A 20438-nucleotide genomic window follows, 5' to 3' on the forward strand; every position below is an offset into this window, starting at 1 on the left:
TTATACTTTCCTATCTTTTAATAAGAAAAACCGGGCAAACCCCGCCCGGTCCTTTTGTATCCACCATAGTTAGAGAAAATCCGATAATTTATATTCCTGTCCATGTATGCCCTTATAATACTCCGGATACATGTCTCCCCCACATTGTTCACAACTAAATCTGGGTGGAGTTGTTGGATCTCCTCCATCCATCAAATCAAATTCCTGTACGACATCATAAGGAATCTTCTCCTCCTCATGACACACCAAACAATGATAATTGACAAACGTCTTCTTGGGGCGCAGATGGTCGGTTCCCTTTTTCCTCTTTTTGCTTTTCTTGCCCGTTGCCTTCGAGATGATGAATCACCCTTTCTAGATAGCTTTTTGCTTCTTTCGTTAATGCTATTTTTATTTCTAATCGTCCTCCCTCAAGACAGACTTCACCCATGTACTCATAATAGTTGTTGCAATGTGGGCAAATCATTGGATCTTTTTGTCCACTTGAAATAATACGCTCTCTCCATGTTTGGCGGCGTAATGTCTTTTTCACCTTCAGTATCCATCGTTTTGTTCCTTGTTGCCATGTAGCCAACAGCTTTTTACTTAACTTCTTGCTCCTTCTTGAGTACATGCCATAATGACGAATCGTTTTAAATTGTTCATCCGGAATATGACGTATTAAACGGATGATAAACTCTTCTACTGTAACTACTTCATGTTTTTCTTTCCCATCTGTCTTGTCCACATACTTAAAAGTTACAGTTTGACCATCATATGCCTCGATCCGATTGGTTCCAATCGCTGGTCGACGAATATAGCGGCCAATATAGCGAAGCTGCTCTTTTATCTTTCCTCTTTGTTTGGGAGCATACACATAGAAGCCTTCCCCATTTGCGGAAAAAGCCTTTTGTAATCTTGGCTGTACCCTTTTCTTTTCTTGCTTCGTCAAGTTTTTTCGGATGAGCTTCAACACTACCGTCTGCCATTGCTTTCGAAGCATCTTGAATGGTATAAAATCGTATCCTTTCCATTCCCCTTTTTTCGTGATTCCCCCATCGTTACCATCATATGTACATGGGGATTGAAATTCACTTTGGAACCAAACGTATGCAATCCAACTATAATCCCCGGTATCACCTTGGCTTTCTTCTGAAAATAGTCAGTAAGTAATTTGGCTGCTTCATCCATAAGTGGCTTTAAAAGCTCACGATGTAAAAGGAATATATCCCGTAGCCCTTCATCAATTGTGAGTATCACATGTCGGTGATTCACTTGTAATACGTCCTCAGACAATAGACGACTCCATTCTTCGCTTTCTCCAACAGAACAGGTTGTACAAAAACGTCCCTTACATCGGAAGGGAATACGCTTTACATCATGGCAGCCCTCGCAAACAAAAAGTTTGAATCCTTTTTTCATATCTCCACAGTCACGAAATTTCTCTACCTCCTTTATGACAATAGGACGGATTCTCTTTCCGTATTTCCTTTTGAATGATTCCCAATGTTGATTTTCGTCAAAGAAGATTTCTTTTAATATGTTTTTCCCCATACATAAAAAATACCACAGTAACACTCACTGCGGTAGACCCCAATTTTATACTTTCCTATCTTTTTAAAAAACCTATAGGCTCTACAAATATGGAACCAATAACAATATATATAAAATAAAGATACATGATAGACATGATGAATATAAACATACAACTCGCAGCTATAAAAGATGAAATTTTTATTTTCGGGTTTTTAATCCGCGAATATTTTTTAAATTGATTATCTCTTTTGATTTCCGTTATTGCTGTCTTAAACGGATACACTAAAAACTTGATCATCTTTTATTTTCACTTCCTTTACTGATTTAATTTACGATTACAACAAAAGTATTCGAGCGTTAATATTAGCTCGGATTTTTTCCTCCCCAAGTTTGTTTTTGTATTCTTATCTATTCTTTAACTTTCACGGTCGTATTTCCTTCTCTAACCGTTTTACGATTGGTTAATAAAAACACGAATAATATTAATGATGCAATTATTAACACCATAACATTTCGAGTTTCAACATAGCCTAAAAAAATGAATACACTAGCGCTTAAAAGTACAAGAAAACTCAAGAATACATTTAAAAAATGTCCCACAGAACTTGGCCGAATCCATATTTTATTATCGGGAAGTGCTTCAAGTTCAACAACATCATTCAGTTGCTTTTTTCGGCTATGACTAATGATAAAATACAATAAAACCACGAGTATTAAAGCTAGGACCAAAAGCGCTATATTGACTAACGGTGACATGGGAACATTAAAGTAATCCATTAAGGGGGTTAAAAGCATAGCCCCCAAATAGGAAAAACCTGTGACGAAAATCAGATAAGACCCACCTGCCTTTTTCATTTTCTCTGTCTTTAATCTTTCCACAGTAGTCTTATCCTCAACTTTAAAAACGTGATTTGGGAGCAACCAAAAGAAAAATGGAAAAATAATCTTAAAAAAGGGTCGTTCTATATCCATAATGTAGGTTTCTCCTTTGATTATCAAAATTCGATACCGTTCATTGTTAGCTAAATGTTGTACTTCGCCTTTCATAAAGCAATCTCCTAATATTCGTCATTCGTTCTTGTCTATTAAGCAAAGGGATTCAAAGAACTAAGACCGCTAGCTATAGACCCACCTGGATTCTTGAAAAGTTCCTTGAGCGCGCTATCCTTGGCATTCTTAGCCTTTTCCATCTGTTCTTCTTTCTTACCCGCATTATAATCATGTAATTTCGCTAACTCACTAATTTGGGATGCACCTTCAAAATCCGTAAACCGTGCTGTTCCTTCACTCGTTTTGGCACTACTCATCACTGTCTCAATTTGATGCATGATCTCTTTCACATCTGTTTCATCGCTACACCATTGAACGAGGATAAATCTATTAATATCTTCTTTGACCTCTTTCAAATAGTTGCTCTTAATAATGGCGGAATCACTGTTATCGACATCGGATCCAAATTATCAATATGCTGCCGCAAATTTTCCTCAAAGTCATAAAACAATCCTTGAAATAATTCCACTATTTTACGTGGAGATCATTAAAAATATTGTTTTCTTCTTTGGAGGCTTTTCCGAAAAAAGCGATATAAAAGCCATTAACTCTATTATTCTATGTAAATCCGATATAAAAAAGCATACCAGTTGCATGCTTCTTTTTCATGTACATTCTGTTTTATTACACTGGACCAGAAACCATACCTTTTTTTATGTTTGGCTTTTCTTCTTCCTGCCAGTCCTTGAAAATCTTAATAAATCGTTCTTCTTCTTCATCCTTAAATCCTTCAAAGACCACTTCGTCTATATTTTCTTCATTAAAATAATATACATTGTTGGGGTTCAATCTCTGCGGGTAAAAGCACCCTGAATAATCATACCAGATTCCCTCATCTTCAGTGCCCTCTGAAGGAAGAATAGGAGCTCTGTTCAGAATCATAATTTTACTCGTTCCTTCTCTCGGATATACAATTGATCCAATAGGTAACATCTTGATTCTCCCCCACCGATTTAATTTGCGTTTACAAAAGTCATCCAAACGTTAATCTTTTAGTAAAGCATTGTATCTTCTCGTTTTCTATATAACCATCTATTTCTTAACCTTTACAGTAGCATTTCCTTCTTTTACCGTTTTACGATTGATTAGTAAAAACACGAATAACAATAATGATACAATAATTAATACCATAACATTTCTAGATTGTAAATATACCAAAATGCCAAATATGTTAAAGCCTAAAAAAAATATATAACTCATCAATACATTTAAAAAGTGCTTAATAGAGCTTGGCCGAATCCATATTTTATTCTTGGGTAGCGCTTCAAGTACAATAACATCATTGAGTTTCCGTTTTTGGTTACAATTGGCGGAAAAATATAATAAACCAACCAATATTACAGCAAGAAGCAACAGCAATATATTGACCAATGGAGACATAGGAACGTTAAAGTAATCCATTAAGGGGGCTAAGGAGATACCGCCCGCATAGGAAATCCCTGCTATAGCGGTCATACCTGAAATACCTTTCCTTTCCATCTCTTCGGTCTGCAACTGTTCCACAAGAGCCTGGTCCTCAACTTTAAACACGCGATTTGGGAGCAACCAAAATAAAAATGGAAAAATAATCTTCCAAAAGGAACTCTCTATATCCATGATATAGGTTTCTCCGTCAATTATTAAAATCCGATATCGTTCATTGTTCACTAAATGTTTTATTTCACCTGTCATAAAATAATATCGTATCCTTTCTTTAACATCTGATGTTGTCTATCAGGAAAAAGGATTGATAGATACAATCACAGGATTCTTGAGTGCTTCTCCTGCAGCATCCATAAAGCTGTTTCCTCACTATCACAAATGCTGTTCCACATGTGTAGCTGCTTCTCCTTTTTGAAATAAAATGTAAAACTTGCTAAACCACCAACGTATTTTCCAGTATATTTCGCATACCTTGCATACTGAAAAAACTTTCCGGAGGTTCTTAAGGTATTTAATATTTTCTTGGTAAGCTTTGGATCCATTTTATTTAACAGATTAGTACCTTTCTCTGTTTTTATCAGTTCTTTTGCCAAATCCAGCTGATCATATCCATTTTTTTTAGGAAATCAGATGTTTCACATAATCGACAAGCATTGAAGGCATCCTTTTCACAACTGCTTTATGATCAACCAAATAATCTTCCAGCATATCGTAGCCTTTCAAGTACTCTATAAAACCGCCCAGGAATTTGACCCTTGTATCGCCTTCAATTATCGTTCCGAGTCCGGGTAAGACTGTCCCAACAAATATAAGAATCGTTGAGAAGAGCAATATAAGCCAATTACCATATTCAATATATGCTGCAGCTCCCATTACCCCCAATCCAAAACAAAAGAAATACATAAATGTAGCTAAAAAGACAAACTTAAACTGAGCAGGCATGATCCATAACTGGCCTTTAGATAATTGACTTAGATCGATTATTTGATACATCCTTTTTTTAAACATTCGGCTTAGAGAAAGGATCAGTAATATCATAAGAATAACAATAAATATCACAATAATTGCATTTATATAAATCGGAATATCAACGTCAAAATAATTCGCTATAGGGCTTAAACTGCTGGCAGCAATAGAGGCTAAGATCGCCCATAAAAATTGAGAAGAACCCACCTTTTCCTTTACAGTAGGAGCTGTTAATTCTTCTGCAATTTCTGGATCCTCCACTTTATACACGCGATTGGGAAGCAGCCAGTAGAAAAAAGGAAATAACAGCTTCCATAGGGATGCTCCACCCATATCCAAGATATAGTTCTCTCCTCTAATCGTCAGTATTCGATATCTTAAATTTTTGGTTGTGCGTCGTACGGTGCATTTCATTCAAAAATCCCCTTCCATACCGCTCCATAATTAACTAAACGGATTGATGGCATCAAGACCGCTTGCAATCGACTCACCTGGATTCTCAAAAAAATCACTTACAGCTTCTTTTCCACTACTCCACCACTCATTTATTTTCTGACCTGCTTTATCTAACCCAGTCTGGATACCAAATATATTATTATCGTATAAATATTCAAAGGTAAATGTTGCAACAAAGCTTACACCTATACCTGCGGCTGCAGCCCAACCAACTGGACTAGCACCCAACACTGCAGCATAAGCAGTAGTTCCATAACTAGCTAAACTTCCTCCTAAACTTGCTAGATTATGGGTCAAGGCTTCTCCTACTGTCTTACCATTGTCTCTATCGCCTTGATAGCCAAGATAGGCTCCCAGACCCGTAAGTGCCCAACCTCCCCATTTTACATAATCGGCATACTTATAAAACCCCTTTGATTGACTCAACACATCTTTTATTGCCTTAGAAGATTTCGGATCCGGTATATTTACAGCAGACCTTATTTCATCCTCATGTTTTATCAAATATTCAGCTATCTCTTTTTGATTATATCCTAATTTTTCGAGGAAAGTTTTTAAAGATCCTCTTGCTGCACTTGGCACACTATATAAATGGTATTAAATATTTATAACTTTGAACACAGCCGTTTTCTTACAGTTTCTAAGACTTTTTGGATATTCATCATAAATTCCTGTACCGCATTACGAATTTCATCAACCGTTGAATAAAAAACATTATGGATCACAGACTTTTTTAACCATCCCCAAAGTCCCTCAATGAGGTTTAATTGGGGGTTGTAGGGCGGAAGAAACATCAGCTGTAACTCTGGATGATCTTCCAAAAATGGTTGGATTAGCTTGGCATGATGGATTTTGGCGTTGTCCAGTACCATGACAATATTCTGGTTCGGATATTTTTCGACAACCTGCTTTAAAAAATCCAAAAAGACTTTAGCGTTATAGCGCTCTCTTTCAATACAAAAGGTTTCACCAGATTCATAATCCAGTGCACCAATTAATTTGACGCCATGATGTTTGCCTTAAGTTGGGACAATTTTTTGTCGACCTTTGGGAAACCATGTACAAGACAATGCCTGGTAGTCTCGGATCATACTCTCATCCTGGAACAAAATTCGATCAATTTCACCGTTCCTCATTTTTTTAATGGTTTCAAATTCTTCCTTGAACGCCTTTTGTTTTTCAGGGTCCGCCTTTTCTAGTGTATTATAGGTGGGTTTAGTGTAGCTGAAGCCAAGACGATGAAGTAATGTGCGAACACCTCGGTCTGAATAAGAAACGCGAAAATTTTGCTCAACCCAATATCGAATCAAAAATGACGTCCAATTCATCTCTGCAGGAAATCCTACGTCTGCAGGTTTGCTTTCGACAATTAGTTGGTATAGTTCTTGTTCCTGTTCTTCCGTTAATCTGCTCGGTCGCCCGGGAGATTGTCCAGGAGTTAACCCTTTTAACCCGTCGTTGCGATAGTCACGAACATAGTGGCATACTGTTGGCACCGTACATCCAATAAGGTCGCCAATTTCTTGATAAGTGTTCCCTTTAAGGTGCATTAAAATGGCTTGATAACGTTTGAAAAGCCGCAAATCCTTTGTATTGTGCATCGCATCTTTAACTTCTTGAACGGCTGGGTTAAAATCAGCTTTGTGGATTTTCATTTTGTCTACCTCAAACATGTTTAAATTCCTTTAATTCCATTTATATAGCTGCGCAATAACACGCGCATCTTCGGTGTCGTTTTTCGTTGGTGAGTTATCATCGACCTCTTTTAACTTCTTCACGTGCATCGGATTAACCAATACAAAATCATAGTCTTTAGCAACTAGATAATGGCCAGGCTCAGCCAGTAATGCCCTGTTGGCTTCACTCCAAAAACGACATGACTTTTTCGTTATTTTTCTGGAGCTTGACAGTCCAATCTAGTAGTTGTTGAAAACCGTGTATGCGATGTCAAAGATCAGTCTTTTGCCAAATTCGTACCCTCTATCATCCTGTGCACGCGCCACATGTTTATCCTTGGCAATATCAATTCCTACAATGATTTGCGATATTTTGCGATTTTGATTATAATTCATTTTGCTCCTGGTATTTTTAATTTCGGAGTCGATGCGCATCAACATCCTGTACTATACCAAGAGGGCTTATTTTTGTTAACCTCAAATTTCTTCGTTACAGGAATGCTCGCTCTATGGCTTCCGAAAGCCCATTCCCATAAATACCTTCAAGTAATGTAAAGTCTTCCATTAGAAAATTACCCTCTTGCCAGTCCTCTCTTTTAATTGTAATGTTTTATAGACTAATAAGTTATCAAAATGAAGTGATTTTTCCTCGATATTCATTTAATAACATCCTTTCTATCGATTCCCATTGGTTTTAGGTTTCCGTACTTGTCATAATTAAAGCTATCGAAGCGGTATTTACAGTAAAGTGTTACGAGTTGTTCTGGAAGTACAAAAAGCATAGCATATAATACTAAGATACAAAGTGACAGCATGAATATTGTTTGTATATCCATTAAGCCGAACGTCCTAACCAGAAATTGAATAATAAATAGCAATCCAATGCTTCCAGTAATTATCATAGGAAGATAAGATTTGATGCCAGCCTCAGTCCTTGATCTTATTTCATCTTTTTTCGATCCTTCTCTATATTGACCTTTTTTTAATAAAATATAGAATCTAATACAGGTTATAATAAAAATCAATACTCCAAACGATAAAGTTATAAAGGTAAACGCTAAAAGTGACTCTCTTGTTACACTGTAATTTTTTCCTATATAAAACAGCGCCATTGTATAAGGCAATATCCCAAACAAATTTTGAGACACGAATATTGTTATTAAGTATTGAACCTTCTGTCTGTTTAAATAGACTTTCGGGATTGCGTAAATAATTGATAGTAATATGAATATTATCGTGGTAACCAAATGGAATTTGAACATTGCTTCTTTATTCGGAAATTTCGAATCACCCCCGGCTGCAACGTATGCCAAAAAAAACATTAGAGCTTGAAGGAAAATTGATAAAATAAGCACGGATCCTAACGCCCCTGGCCTTTGCCTTCCTGATTCAAATGAACCTCGTAAAACTTTAAAATCATCCTCTTTTAATCTACTTAGCATATTTATATCTTTCCCCAATCTATCAACTGAACCATCCTTTTATTTTATGGAGCGCACCTTTTGCTCGATCCGTGATTGGATCCGTGATTGATTTTTTTGGGCCATTACCAAATGAAAATTTAAATTCCTTAATCCCCCAATTAGCTATCATTCCAACTTCAACCCCTATAGCTGTTCCAACACCCGGAATAAGTATAAGTGCTGTACCGGCAGCTGTAAATCCTGCATGAACTGCCCTACCCACCGCTGTATCAACTGCAGTACCAACAGTTATCCGCGAAGCAGCCTCACCTGTGCTTAATCCCTCGTCTTTGTCATCATGGTAATTACTATAATAATTTAACCCAGCACCAAATATACCAAGTGATTTTGAGGCTCCCTTATCCATATTGAGAATACCGCCACTTTTAACATTAACTGTGTCTTTCAAACTATCTCCTGCTCCTTTTACAGTTGCTTTCGCTATGGTTTTTGCTTTATCCCAATTTGTTGCTTTGTCGTTCCAATATTTCATCCCCTGATGTTTGCCAGTAACGTCTGTCCCTGTCTTGGAATAAACCTGTTTTCCCGTTTTTTATCGTAATAGTTAATTGCAGTTTTGGATGGCTTTCCGCCTTTTCGCTGCTTATTAAGGTTTCTTACAGCATTGTGGAAGTGGAGAGCTTTTTAATTATTTTTTTCGCCTTAGTGGTTTCATATAAATATAGCCTAGAAAAACAGTAGTTCCCAAACAACCCATAATTAACGGTTTTATACTAATAAAAAAATATATAATAAAGGTAACCACTGAAAACAGAGGGAGAGGATCATCATCCCCTGAATCGTCCATGTTGGTGACGAGAGCCTGGTACTATCAAATGAATTATTCTCCTAAAATTCTACGTTGGATTAGAAGTAGCGTGAACAAACACTTCCGATTCAATCTGCATGCTGTTCATTTTTTTACTTTTATATTATCCGTATCTACGGATCGCTTCAGAACGATTTTATTTTAAATATTCGTTAGTTGAATAACGGGATAGGCGAAATTCAACCTGAGTTTTTTTCCAGTTTTCCTTCTAATTGTTTATGAGCCTGACTTCGCTTTATTGGCCTTACTATCCAGACAGCTAACATAATAACCGCCCACATTCCGATGTTAATAAGGAACATTAATACACTTTGCGGCATAAAATATAGAAGGGCCACACTTAAAAAAATGAATAGAACTCAACTTTCGCAGCACAAATTAGGCAGGTACACCTTGATATAGTTAGGCAGACCTGCAGCCCAATGCTGTAGTTGACTTTTGATTAGTTTTTTAAATTTACTATTTGTCTTTTTTAGGGCATCTTCAAGAAGCTCGATTAATTGCTGTAGTGCCACAGCCCAATCAAGTTCCTTTACCTCATCACAGAGTTCATAAAACATACCGCCGAGTGTACGGTCGTCTGTACTGCATCGATTTTGCCAGGACAATAGGATATACCTTGTGAATACAATCGTTGTATGGGCGATAAGAGAGTCATATGATCTACCTTGAAACTCTTTTTGAAGTTTCAAAAGGGACTTCGTTGCCTTAAAGAAAACTTCAATATCCCACCGCATGCCATAAATGCGGATAATTTCTTGTTCGGTTAATGTACAATCTGTGCTCAAGATTGCCAGCCATTCGCTCTTCTTATTTCGATTGCGAATAAATACAATTTTCACATCCACCCCATTCTTCATTGTGGTATGAATGGAACGCAAAATGTTTTTATGATGTGCTGTAGGTTTAGCTAACCGATACAACTGTTTCAAACCAACCCAGTTGTCATTAACCAGGTATCTTTGGTTGGTATCTTTAACCATGCCAATAACGTCAACACCTTGTTCTACAATGGATCCTATAAGTGGCTGCTGTGTGAACCATGAATCCATTAAAACGTAGGATGCGTCAATACCTTTGGAGAATGCACGTTTGATCATTCCCGGTAATTGTTCTGGAGCTTTTTGTAAAGCTTCTTGTCGTCTTTTATAACCAGACGTACGCTTATCGATGCTTTCATTTATGCCGTTGATTACAGCCTTTTGAGAGCTCAACAACGAGAAATCAATTGGCATAAAAGTGGCGCCATCAGACCAACCAAGCGTGAGCATACGAAACCCTTTATAATAACGCATTTTTTGGGAAGCGTGATCAAAACAGCGGGCAAGTAACTCTACTTTTTTACTACGGTTCCGTTCATAAGATGAATCATCAACAATTAGTACTCTCGGACGGTCATTTTTAGTTAATGTGCTAACTTTACTAATAGTGGCTGCACTTAATGAAAGCAAAAAGCGTCGCCAATTGTATCTTGGGTTGTTTAGGAAACGGTATATCGCATTCTTTTCAGGTAGACTATCCGATTTCTTGCTTTGCAAAAGTCTGAACCAGTTTTTACCTTCGAAGATCAGACAGAAAATGAGTTTGAAAATATAAGCACAAGTGAAACCAAGGTTTTTATTGATCCCTGCGTCCCTTAGGTGTTTTAGAATATTTAATTCGTCAAATGCAGATTTTAATTCTTTTGGCAGTTGATTTTCTTTGTCATTATTCGCTATCATAGTAGTAGGCACCTCGCTCATGGTAGTTTTTTCTAGTCAATTAAACTATACCAAAAGTGGAGGTGTTTTTCTTTTATAACGATTGAATGTCAAGAACTATATTTGATTTATCACACGCTACGTCGCGGCTTAGTTAAATTAACTTTTTACTCCGCGAAAGTTGAGAATAGAAATAATAATAGTATGATAAATACTAGCACTCGAGATTGCTTTTTTCCCTCGGAAAGATATTCACGCAATTCTTGATTCGTTGGATATATGACTTTTTTTCTGCGTTCTAATCCTTTTTCAATTGCTCTGTCTGATAATTTTATACTTACACAGCCAAGTATTATTCCCAAAATACTAGCAATAACTAACATTTTTAATGGATTTGTTGCCATACCAAATGAAAAATTTTTCATTATGGCATAGAAAGGAATTGAACAGAAGCTCATGAAAGTAATCATTGATTTGTTTATTTGTTGTGCAATTAAAAAAAGCTCTTGTTTTTTAAAATCAAAGTATACAGAGTAATTTGACTCCTTATTTTGATAAATCGCTACCCAGGATCTTGACACACACTCACATCCCTTCAAGCGTATTCTTAACAACATCAAGCATTATTCAGCTATTACTGGCAAAGTATTGTTTCTCTTCTTTGGCGGCCTTTCCGGAAAAGGAACTCATACCATTACTTATGTAAATTCTAAAACAAAAGGAACATACCGCTAATATGCTTCATCAATACAATTCTTCCTGCTCACCCTTATAACCTCCAAAATATACTTCTTCAATATTTTCCCTATTGAAAAAGTAAGCACCCTTTTGTACTCTTCCAGCGGGATATATACAAGCTGAATAATCAAAATAACCTATGACTCCATCTTTATTTTATAAGGGCCTTGTTCAAAATCATTAATTTAGCACTTCCATTTTTCGGTCGAACAACACATACGATTGGTAGAATATCCATATACAATCTCCTTTGTTACAAATACTTATTATAACTTAGGACCTTTATCCCTATATCTGGTTATTTGCAAACATTAAAAGATGCTCTCATTTTTTTCAACCCTTACACGAAAAACAACTACTTATTTCTCATTCTGCAATTCCTTAATTATTTTTCTTCTCTTTATTGGCTTCATATAAATAAAGCTAAGAAAAACAGAAGTGCACAAACAACCAAAAATCAAAGGCTTTATGCTATTGACCATAAAAAATGTAATAAATGTGACTGCTGCAAACAGGAGGGAAATGATAATTACCCATATTTCTGCACGAGATTGTTTCATCCCCTTATATATACACTCTTCTAAAGAGTAATCATCCAAAATAATCGGGCGTATTTTTTCCTCCATATAGTATACCTGGTACATTTTATTAACCGTGAAATATGCAATTGCTATTCCAATAATAAATAAAATAATATCAAGGAAAAAATTATAATGTGTTTGGTAAAATCCGTTAAGAAAATTTCCAGCAATGTAAAGTGCTATAACAATTAAATATACACTAACAATAGAATTTTTTTGCCAAATGGTATTTTGTAAATGACTCCATCGTCCTGGTCATAGAATAATGTATATAGATCCGTATTTCTATAAATTGGAACTAAGGTGCTTTTCAATTTTTATCCCTCCACAAGAACTAACCAAAAATGGAACCCAAACCATCAGTTATTCCTGATACTGCGTGACCTATGAAGTTTTTGTACCTTTCCATATATCGCCTGCATTATCATAGATTGCATCAAAATCTTCGCTACCAAGATAACCAATGCCCGCACCTAACAATGCTCCACCAATTGCTGAAATAACACCGTGTGCTCCTGCCTTAACAGCTGCATCCGCAAGCTTTTCGGATAAAAGTTCAACTATGGCCTCTGTACCATCATTAATAGGTGTCTTCGTAATCTGCCTTATTAAGTTCCCCGTTTTTATACAGCTCTTCAATTCGATCCAAATAACCTTTCGCTTCCGAATCCAAGTTATTAATTTTCACTTGTTCCGCAACTATTTCATGTTCCTCTAAATAACCTTCGCATGCCATGATCTTCCAAGTATTCTATAAAACTATCTGTCATGTTCTCTTTTATCTTTTCTTCACTCATATTTCTACTTGTATCTTTAACCGAATCTACTATAGCATTATATTGATCAGACGTTATATCTCCATTTTTATTCTAGCACTATACTCCTGATTTTATATTACTCAATTCAAATACTACCTAGATTTGTTAGCCATTGGGGAGATAGAATATTTACAGTACATTTAACTTTCCCCTACTTTACTCTATATCGATTACTTTATTCCTGAACCCTCTTAGTGCCCTTTTTCGATCTAAAGGTCTCATTAAGATGAGAATAAAAATAACTCCTGCACATATACAACCAATGACTAAAGGTCGAATTTTACTTGTAGCAAAAAATATTATGAAAAATGTTATCCCAACTGGCAATGATATAATTGCACTATAAAGCTCTATGCGAAGCTGTTTCGTTCCTTTAATAGCGCATTCCTGCAAATTATATTTATCCAAAATAATCCCTTGCTTTGTTTCCTTGAGATAATAGGCGCTATAAAATTCGGTAGTTACATAATAAGTTACTCCTAAGGCAATAATAAACAAAATAATGTTGAGGAATGTAGTTTGATACCCTTGATAAATACCATCAAGAAATTTTGAACCATAAGTGATCACTAGGATAACCATGAAAAATATCGCAAAAGACTTATTTCTGTGTTGAAATTTATATAAACGGTTGTTATGTTGATCATAAAATAACGTATACCGTTCCTGCTCTCTATAAAGCGGTATTAACCTCTTTTTCATAACTCCCCCCCTTGCTAATTTTCAATCAACTAAATGGAGCCTAATCCATCAGTAATTCCGGATATTGCATCCCCTACGAAATTCTTAGCTCCCTCATATATTTCCTCTTTATTATCTTAAAATTTGTCAAATAAATAACCACCACCAGCTCCGATTGCAGCACCAACAGCGGTCCCAATCGGGCCCCCAATAGCTGTTCCTATAGTTGCACCTACAAATGTAGCTCCAGTATGTCCTCCAGTTTTAATCGCCGCATCAGTTGGATCCTCTCCATCAGTAACTCTATAGATACTCCATCACTGATTTAATTTACACTTATACCAAGATGATTCTCCTCCTCTCCTAATTCATTTTACACTTACAACCTTAAACTCTAGACTTCATTCTGTGGAAAAAACTTTTGCATTTTTACCGCCCAGGAATTTGACCCTTGTATCGCCTTCAATTATCGTTCCGAGTCCGGGTAAGACTGTCCCAACAAATATAAGAATCGTTGAGAAGAGCAATATAAGCCAATTACCATATTCAATATATGCTGCAGCTCCCATTATCCCCAATCCAAAACAAAAGAAATACATAAATGTAGCTAAAAAGACAAACTTAAACTGAGCAGGCATGATCCATAACTGGCCTTTAGACAATTGACTTAGATCGATTATTTGATACATCCTTTTTTTAAACATTCGGCTTAGAGAAAGGATCAGTAATATCATAAGAATAACAATAAATATCACAATAATTGCATTTACATAAATCGGAATATCAACGTCAAAATAATTCGCTATAGGGCTTAAACTGCTGGCAGCAATAGAGGCTAAGATCGCCCATAAAAATTGAGAAGAACCCACCTTTTCCTTTACAGTAGGAGCTGTTAATTCTTCTGCAATTTCTGGATCCTCCACTTTATACACGCGATTGGGAAGCAGCCAGTAGAAAAAAGGAAATAACATCTTCCATAGGGATGCTCCACCCATATCCAAGATATAGTTCTCTCCTCTAATCGTCAGTATTCGATATCTTAAATTTTTGGTTGTGCGTCGTACGGTGCATTTCATTCAAAAATCCCCTTCCATACCGCTCCATAATTAACTAAACGGATTGATGGCATCAAGACCGCTTGCAATCGACTCACCTGGATTCTCAAAAAAATCACTTACAGCTTCTTTTCCACTACTCCACCACTCATCTACTTTCTGACCTGCTTTATCCAACCCATCCTGGATACCAAATATATTATTATCGTATAATTTAACTTTGAGTAGACCTTTAATATAAAAAGGTACTCAACCATTGATTTTCATCCATATAACCTAATTTTGTCGTTTCAGATCCAACCTTTTTCCTTAATCATCAATGGACAGTTTCGGATATTTAACATCTTTTATATTTTCTTCATACTTTTCCTGGAATAATTCCTCCTGTTTATCCTTATATCCTTCGAAATATACCTTTTCTATATTTTCCCTGTTGAAGAAATACGTTTGCTCCTCTACTTGACCCGTAGGATAAATACATGCAGAATAATCAAAGTAACCTATTTTCCCATCTTGCTCATATAAAGGTACTCTGCTTATAATCATCAATTTCACATCTCCGTTTTTTAGCTGTACAACACTTCCTAAATGGTAGCATATCCATGTTTATTAGTTCTTTTTATAAACTTTAAAACGTTCTGGTGGTAGATAGCAAACTATCACAATAAACAAAAAGAACATAAACAATGCAAAAAAAAGCCATGTTAGCCACTGATAAATCAAAAATAATACCATAAAGACGATAAATACTAAAAATAAAACACCAGACGTTATGATATCGCCTTTAAAAGTATTCTTTCCTCTTTCAATATACTCTTCTAGTGTATTATATATTTCTCTACCGTCTTTATGTGTTTCTTTATACTTATACACACCAAGTGCGCCAGTAATTATGAAAAGAAACACAACAATCAGTATACTTATGGGATTTCCCATGGATAAATGTAGAGATTTAATACCACGGAGAAAGGCTAATACAAGGGCCCAAGCAATCCAAAATTTGTAATCATTTCCATTATATTTAACTGTCATATATACTCGCTGAGACTGGTTATCTATAAAATATGTGAATTCTATCTTGTTTTTATCTATTTCCCGATGGATAGGAATTAACTTTTGCTTCACATTTCCACTCCTATTCTCTTGACATGCTTGCTAACTAAAAACAGAACCTAATTTACCAACGAAACCTGAAACCGCATCGCCAACCTTGTCTATACCCTTTTTAGTCCATGATCAAATGCCCAGTCAAACGACATAGAGCCTAACGTAGTAGCTGCAAACCCTTTTCTGTTGTAACAATTCCCGCAACAGAAAAGGGGGCAGTTACAACTGCTAAAGTAACCAAACCAGTTCCTGGTGCAGCACCAAGAAGGTGTCCTCCAGTTTTAATGGCTGCGTCTCCTACATCTTTTCCAGAAAGTACTTGAGCACCAAAAACAAGTCCTGAACCCTATGAGCTTTGGAGAATATTTAGCCCCAGTACGGAGCACTTTTGCCAATTTTGATGGTGCCTCACGCAAAGCCAAATCACTGCCGCTAGCAAACGAAAATGTCAATCCTTTATCTACAAAATTTGCGCTCCCTCTTTTTTAATTTTTTCTTGCTCTGCAACTGTTTCATGTTCATCTAAATAGTCGTCCAGCATTCCATGATCTTTCAAATATTGTATAAAACTATCGGTTGTATGCTCTTTTATCTTCTCTTCACTCATATTTTCACTTGTATTTTTGACCGAATCCAATATAGCGGTGTATTGCTCATACGATATATCCCCATCTTTAAATTCCTGATAGGCTTATTTACTACGTTTTTTGATGATGTTTTATTTAGGGATTTAATTGTACTTTCCTTGGCATCCTTAGCTGTTTCATCTGCTCTTCTTTCTTACCCTCATTATAATCCTGCTAACTTCGCCAACTCACTCATTTTGGATGCCCCTTCAAAATCCGCAAACCGCGCTTTCCCTTCACTCGTCATCACTGCTTCAACCAGATTTATGACCTGTTTCACATCTGTTTCATCGCCTACACTGAATAAAGACATTGGATAGTTCCATCTTTGCCATTTTTCAGGTCCACCAATGACAAGGCGAGACCCAGTTCCATAATAACTAGAACGCATTAGGTTTATGTGGTTACATTTTGGCGTTTTTCATAGTCTTAAAATGTGCCAAGACCAACACCCTTGACCTTGTTTGTGACCGTGGTGGTGTTTCAGAGGTGGGTCTATTTCTTGTCACAAGTGGGTCTAAAATATGGCAAAGCTGGGTCTTTCGCATGGCAATATTCATACACCATTGAACGAGGATAAATCTATTAATGTCTTCTTTGACCTCTTTCAAATAGTTGCTCTTAATAATGGCGGAATCACTGCTATCGACATCGGATCCAAATTATCAATATGCTGCCGCAAATTTTCCCCAAAGTCATAAAACAATCCTTGAAATGATTCCACTATTGTACGTGGAGATCATTAAAAATATTGTTTCCTTTGGAGTCTTTTCCGAAAAGTGATATAAAAGCCATTAACTTATTATCCTATGTAAATCCGATATAAAAGAGGCTGGGACAAAACTCCAGTAAATAAAAATTAAGGCGTAGGAGCTTACACTAAAAAAAGTGTAGGCCCCACGCCTTTTTTGACATTATTTTAGTAAACAAAAAGGACACCTTTTGATAAAATTAAAGTTACCTGACAATAATTTTGGAGGTGTCCTTATGTTTAAACATTATACCATGAATCAGGTAGTTTTGCCGCTAGATTTAGAAATTAAATTGAAAGAGAATGATATTGCTTTTGCGATCAATGATCTTGTCGAGAGTATTCCCGAAGAGGTTTTCGATGACTTAATACGACAAACCGGCCGTCCTGCGTACCATCCTCGCATGATGTTGAAAATCATTTTGTGTGGGTATACGCAATCCGTGTTTTCTGGTCGTAAAATAGAAGCTTTATTACAGGATAGTATCCGCATGATGTGGTTGGCTCAAGGACACGAACCCAGCTATCGCACCATCAATCGTTTCCGTTCTCATCCACTCATCGAAAACATACTACGTGAATGCTTTGTCCAGTTCCGGAATCAGCTTGTGGAAAAGGAATTGATTGAAGAGGAAGCCATTTTTATTGATGGTACAAAAATTGAAGCGAACGCCAATAAGTTCACCTTTGTGTGGCGGAAATCCGTTGAAAAATATAGTGATAAGCTAATCGAAAAGTCCAATCAACTGTATGATGAGCTGTTGGAGAAGGAGATCATCCCGGCAATAGAGCGAGAAACAGAAGAGAAACTTTCCGTTAAAGAAATGGAAGAAGTAGTCGAAAAGTTAGATGAAAAGGTTGAGGAATACGATAAAAAAATCGAAGCTTGTGAAGTTGGTAGCGAACGAAAGAAAATCCGTTCCGAACGTAAATTTCCAAAACAAGCTCGCAAGCAGTTTAACGATTTCATCACTCGTAAGCAAAAGTATCAAAACGATATGGAGAAATTCGGGGACCGTAACAGTTATTCAAAGACAGATCCGGATGCGACGTTTATGCGCATGAAGGACGACTACATGAAGAACGGTCAATTGAAAGCTGGTTACAATGTCCAGATTGCAACGGAAGGTCAATACGCGCTCGCTTACGATGTTTTCCCAAACCCGACGGATACACGCACTTTAATTCCTTTTCTCGACTCGATTGAAGAAAACTTTTTCGAACTGCCGGAACACATTGTCGCGGATGCCGGATATGGCAGTGAACAGAATTATGAAGATATCATCGAGAATCGAAATCGAACGCCACTTATTACATACAATCAATATCGAAAGGAGAAGAAAAAGAAGCATAAGAACAACGCTTTTCATGTAGATAATTGGGATTATAATGAGGACGAAGATACTTTTCTGTGCCCAAATGGACGGAAAATACGGTTTAGTCATCATTCCAAACGAACAGACAGGTACGGATTCACCCGTGAATTTAAAGTGTACGAATGTGAGGACTGTTCGGGCTGTCCACTCCGCGATTTATGTACGAAAGCAAAAGAAGGAAACAACCGAAAAGTCTACATGAATGAAAAGTGGGAATCCCAAAAAGAATATGTACGTGCGAAGCTTTCAGACGAGAAAACTGGTGAAATTTACGGAAAACGTAAAATTGACGTAGAACCAGCGTTCGGTTTCTTGAAGGCTAATTTGGGTTTCACTCGTTTTTCTGTCAGAGGAAAACAGAAAGTGAAAAATGAATTAGCCTTCGCATTGATGGCGGTGAACTTGAGAAAGTACACCGCCACGAACAGTAAATTAGTACCGGAAGATAGAAACAACTCCACAAAAAAGGTTCCAAGCAAACTTTTGATTTGCTTGGAACCTTTTTATTTACTATTTTTGGCTAGTTATGTCCCAGCCTCTTTTTCATGTACATTCTGTTTTATTTCACTGGACCAGAAACCGTACCTTTTTTTATGTTTGGCTTTTCTTCTTCCTGCCAGTCCTTGAAAATCTTATTGAATCGTTCTTCTTCTTCATCTTTAAATCCTTCAAAGACCACTTCATCTATATTTTCTTCATTAAAATAATAGACGTTGTTGGGGTCCAATCCCTGCGGGTAAAAGCATCCCGAATAATCATACCAGATTCCCTCAATTTCAGTGCCCTCTGAAGGAAGAATAGGAGCTCTGTTCAGAATCATAATTTTACTCGTTCCTTCTCTCAGATATACAATTGATCCAATAGGTAACATATTGTATTCCCCTCTACTAATTTAATTTACCTTACAACAAAAGTCCCTAGATTTTAATGTTAAGGAAAACTTTTGTTTACCTGTTTTTATTTTTATATTCTTCTATCCTTTAATTTCACGGTAATATTTCCTTCTTTAAATGTTTTGTGATTGAGCAGAAATATGCCAAATAATATTCCTGATGCAACGATTAGCACCATAACATTTCGAGATTCAACATATCCTAGGAAAAAAAATACACTCAATCCTAAAATCACAAGATAACTCAATAATACGTTTAAAAAATGTCTCACTGAACCTGGGCGAATCCACAGTTTTCCCTTGGGCAATGTTTCAAATTCAAGAACATCATACATTTTCTTTTTGCGGTTTCGACTGATGGAAAAAGATAATAAACCCACCAATACTATAGCAAGCACCAGCAATGCTATATTGATTAATGGCGACATGGGAACGTTAAAGTAATCCATTAAAGGGGCTAAAAACATCCCACCCGTATAGGAAACCCCAGTGGCGAAAACCAGATAAGATCCCCCCGTTTTTTTCATTTTTTCGGTCTTTAATCGTTCTATAACAGCCTGATCCTCAACTTTGAAAATATAATTGGGAAGAAGCCAGAAGAAAAATGGAAAAATAATCTTCCAAAAGGATCGTTCTATATCCATGATGTAGGTTTCCCCATCGATATTCAAAATTCGAAAACGTTCATTGTTAGCTAAATGTTGTACTTCGCCTTTCATAAAGCAATCTCCTAATC

Annotated in this window: 25 protein-coding genes and 3 pseudogenes; 1 reads left to right on the forward strand and 27 read right to left on the reverse strand. The window is 36.5% G+C overall.

Annotation, left to right across the window (positions count from 1 at the left end):
• Positions 1-235: 235 nt before the first annotated feature.
• From O2S85_RS18865 to O2S85_RS17380, 25 genes and pseudogenes are all read right to left on the reverse strand, one after another.
• Positions 236-1533 (reverse strand): annotated as a pseudogene (locus O2S85_RS18865) (IS91 family transposase).
• A 390-nt stretch (positions 1534-1923) separates the two neighbouring features.
• Positions 1924-2562: a DUF443 family protein gene (locus O2S85_RS17270; RefSeq protein WP_269410519.1), complete on the reverse strand. Its 639-nt coding sequence runs from the start codon at positions 2560-2562 to the stop codon at positions 1924-1926.
• 38 nt (positions 2563-2600) lie between these two features.
• Positions 2601-2921 (reverse strand): hypothetical protein, encoded by a 321-nt coding sequence (locus tag O2S85_RS17275; RefSeq protein WP_269410520.1) that lies wholly within the window; start codon positions 2919-2921, stop codon positions 2601-2603.
• A gap of 268 nt (positions 2922-3189) precedes the next feature.
• The gene (locus O2S85_RS17280; RefSeq protein WP_269410521.1) at positions 3190-3498 is read right to left on the reverse strand and encodes a DUF4176 domain-containing protein; all 309 of its coding nucleotides are present in this window, start codon (positions 3496-3498) and stop codon (positions 3190-3192) included.
• Positions 3499-3597: 99 nt separating this feature from the next.
• Complete coding sequence (locus O2S85_RS17285; protein ID WP_269410522.1) at positions 3598-4236, reverse strand: DUF443 family protein; 639 nt, start codon at positions 4234-4236, stop codon at positions 3598-3600.
• A gap of 68 nt (positions 4237-4304) precedes the next feature.
• Entirely contained in the window at positions 4305-4580 is a 276-nt protein-coding gene (locus O2S85_RS17290) for a hypothetical protein (protein ID WP_269410523.1), read from the reverse strand.
• A 25-nt stretch (positions 4581-4605) separates the two neighbouring features.
• Positions 4606-5367, reverse strand: a complete 762-nt coding sequence (locus O2S85_RS17295) for a DUF443 family protein (protein WP_269410524.1) — start codon at positions 5365-5367, stop codon at positions 4606-4608.
• 30 nt (positions 5368-5397) lie between these two features.
• The gene (locus O2S85_RS17300; protein WP_269410525.1) at positions 5398-5991 is read right to left on the reverse strand and encodes a hypothetical protein; all 594 of its coding nucleotides are present in this window, start codon (positions 5989-5991) and stop codon (positions 5398-5400) included.
• Between the two features lie 23 nt (positions 5992-6014).
• Positions 6015-7064 (reverse strand): annotated as a pseudogene (locus O2S85_RS17305) (IS630 family transposase).
• Positions 7065-7103: 39 nt separating this feature from the next.
• A pseudogene (locus tag O2S85_RS18990) lies at positions 7104-7481 on the reverse strand (IS110 family transposase); the annotation flags it as partial.
• Between the two features lie 260 nt (positions 7482-7741).
• Entirely contained in the window at positions 7742-8545 is an 804-nt protein-coding gene (locus tag O2S85_RS17315) for a hypothetical protein (protein ID WP_269410526.1), read from the reverse strand.
• A 4-nt stretch (positions 8546-8549) separates the two neighbouring features.
• On the reverse strand, positions 8550-9041 hold the full coding sequence (locus O2S85_RS17320; protein WP_269410527.1) for a hypothetical protein: 492 nt from the start codon (positions 9039-9041) through the stop codon (positions 8550-8552).
• Positions 9042-9736: 695 nt separating this feature from the next.
• The gene (locus O2S85_RS17325; protein WP_269409153.1) at positions 9737-11098 is read right to left on the reverse strand and encodes an IS4 family transposase; all 1362 of its coding nucleotides are present in this window, start codon (positions 11096-11098) and stop codon (positions 9737-9739) included.
• Between the two features lie 146 nt (positions 11099-11244).
• A complete protein-coding gene (locus O2S85_RS17330) occupies positions 11245-11658 on the reverse strand; it encodes a hypothetical protein (protein WP_269410528.1) in 414 nt (137 codons plus the stop codon).
• Between the two features lie 163 nt (positions 11659-11821).
• Entirely contained in the window at positions 11822-11956 is a 135-nt protein-coding gene (locus tag O2S85_RS18880; protein WP_367749103.1) for a DUF4176 domain-containing protein, read from the reverse strand.
• A 218-nt stretch (positions 11957-12174) separates the two neighbouring features.
• Positions 12175-12441 carry a hypothetical protein gene (locus tag O2S85_RS17335; RefSeq protein WP_269410529.1) on the reverse strand — a complete coding sequence of 89 codons (267 nt, stop codon included), beginning with the start codon at positions 12439-12441 and terminating at the stop codon, positions 12175-12177.
• A gap of 339 nt (positions 12442-12780) precedes the next feature.
• Positions 12781-13035: a hypothetical protein gene (locus O2S85_RS17340; protein WP_269410530.1), complete on the reverse strand. Its 255-nt coding sequence runs from the start codon at positions 13033-13035 to the stop codon at positions 12781-12783.
• Positions 12977-13132, reverse strand: coding sequence for a hypothetical protein (locus O2S85_RS17345; protein ID WP_269410531.1), 156 nt, complete (start codon positions 13130-13132; stop codon positions 12977-12979). The genes O2S85_RS17340 and O2S85_RS17345 overlap by 59 nt, the downstream gene beginning before the upstream one ends.
• Before the next feature lie 238 nt (positions 13133-13370).
• On the reverse strand, positions 13371-13916 hold the full coding sequence (locus O2S85_RS17350; protein ID WP_269410532.1) for a hypothetical protein: 546 nt from the start codon (positions 13914-13916) through the stop codon (positions 13371-13373).
• A 380-nt stretch (positions 13917-14296) separates the two neighbouring features.
• On the reverse strand, positions 14297-14971 hold the full coding sequence (locus tag O2S85_RS17355) for a DUF443 family protein (protein WP_269410533.1): 675 nt from the start codon (positions 14969-14971) through the stop codon (positions 14297-14299).
• Positions 14972-15001: 30 nt separating this feature from the next.
• On the reverse strand, positions 15002-15127 hold the full coding sequence (locus O2S85_RS17360; RefSeq protein WP_269410534.1) for a hypothetical protein: 126 nt from the start codon (positions 15125-15127) through the stop codon (positions 15002-15004).
• 132 nt (positions 15128-15259) lie between these two features.
• The gene (locus O2S85_RS17365; RefSeq protein WP_269412634.1) at positions 15260-15550 is read right to left on the reverse strand and encodes a DUF4176 domain-containing protein; all 291 of its coding nucleotides are present in this window, start codon (positions 15548-15550) and stop codon (positions 15260-15262) included.
• Positions 15551-15559: 9 nt separating this feature from the next.
• The gene (locus tag O2S85_RS17370) at positions 15560-16075 is read right to left on the reverse strand and encodes a hypothetical protein (protein ID WP_269410535.1); all 516 of its coding nucleotides are present in this window, start codon (positions 16073-16075) and stop codon (positions 15560-15562) included.
• A 442-nt stretch (positions 16076-16517) separates the two neighbouring features.
• A complete protein-coding gene (locus O2S85_RS17375) occupies positions 16518-16664 on the reverse strand; it encodes a hypothetical protein (RefSeq protein ID WP_269410536.1) in 147 nt (48 codons plus the stop codon).
• Positions 16665-16846: 182 nt separating this feature from the next.
• Positions 16847-16996, reverse strand: a complete 150-nt coding sequence (locus O2S85_RS17380) for a hypothetical protein (protein ID WP_269410537.1) — start codon at positions 16994-16996, stop codon at positions 16847-16849.
• Positions 16997-17670: 674 nt separating this feature from the next.
• Here O2S85_RS17380 and O2S85_RS17385 point away from each other — a divergent pair.
• A complete protein-coding gene (locus O2S85_RS17385) occupies positions 17671-19437 on the forward strand; it encodes an IS1182 family transposase (RefSeq protein WP_269410538.1) in 1767 nt (588 codons plus the stop codon).
• Here the strand turns inward: O2S85_RS17385 and O2S85_RS17390 are convergent.
• Both O2S85_RS17390 and O2S85_RS17395 read right to left on the reverse strand, forming a co-directional pair.
• A complete protein-coding gene (locus O2S85_RS17390) occupies positions 19370-19681 on the reverse strand; it encodes a DUF4176 domain-containing protein (protein WP_269410539.1) in 312 nt (103 codons plus the stop codon). The genes O2S85_RS17385 and O2S85_RS17390 overlap by 68 nt on opposite strands.
• Positions 19682-19773: 92 nt before the next feature.
• Positions 19774-20421: a DUF443 family protein gene (locus tag O2S85_RS17395; RefSeq protein WP_269410540.1), complete on the reverse strand. Its 648-nt coding sequence runs from the start codon at positions 20419-20421 to the stop codon at positions 19774-19776.
• Positions 20422-20438 lie beyond the last annotated feature (17 nt).

The sequence above is a fragment of the Lentibacillus daqui genome (genome assembly GCF_027186265.1).
GTDB lineage: Bacteria > Bacillota > Bacilli > Bacillales > Amphibacillaceae > Lentibacillus_C > Lentibacillus_C daqui.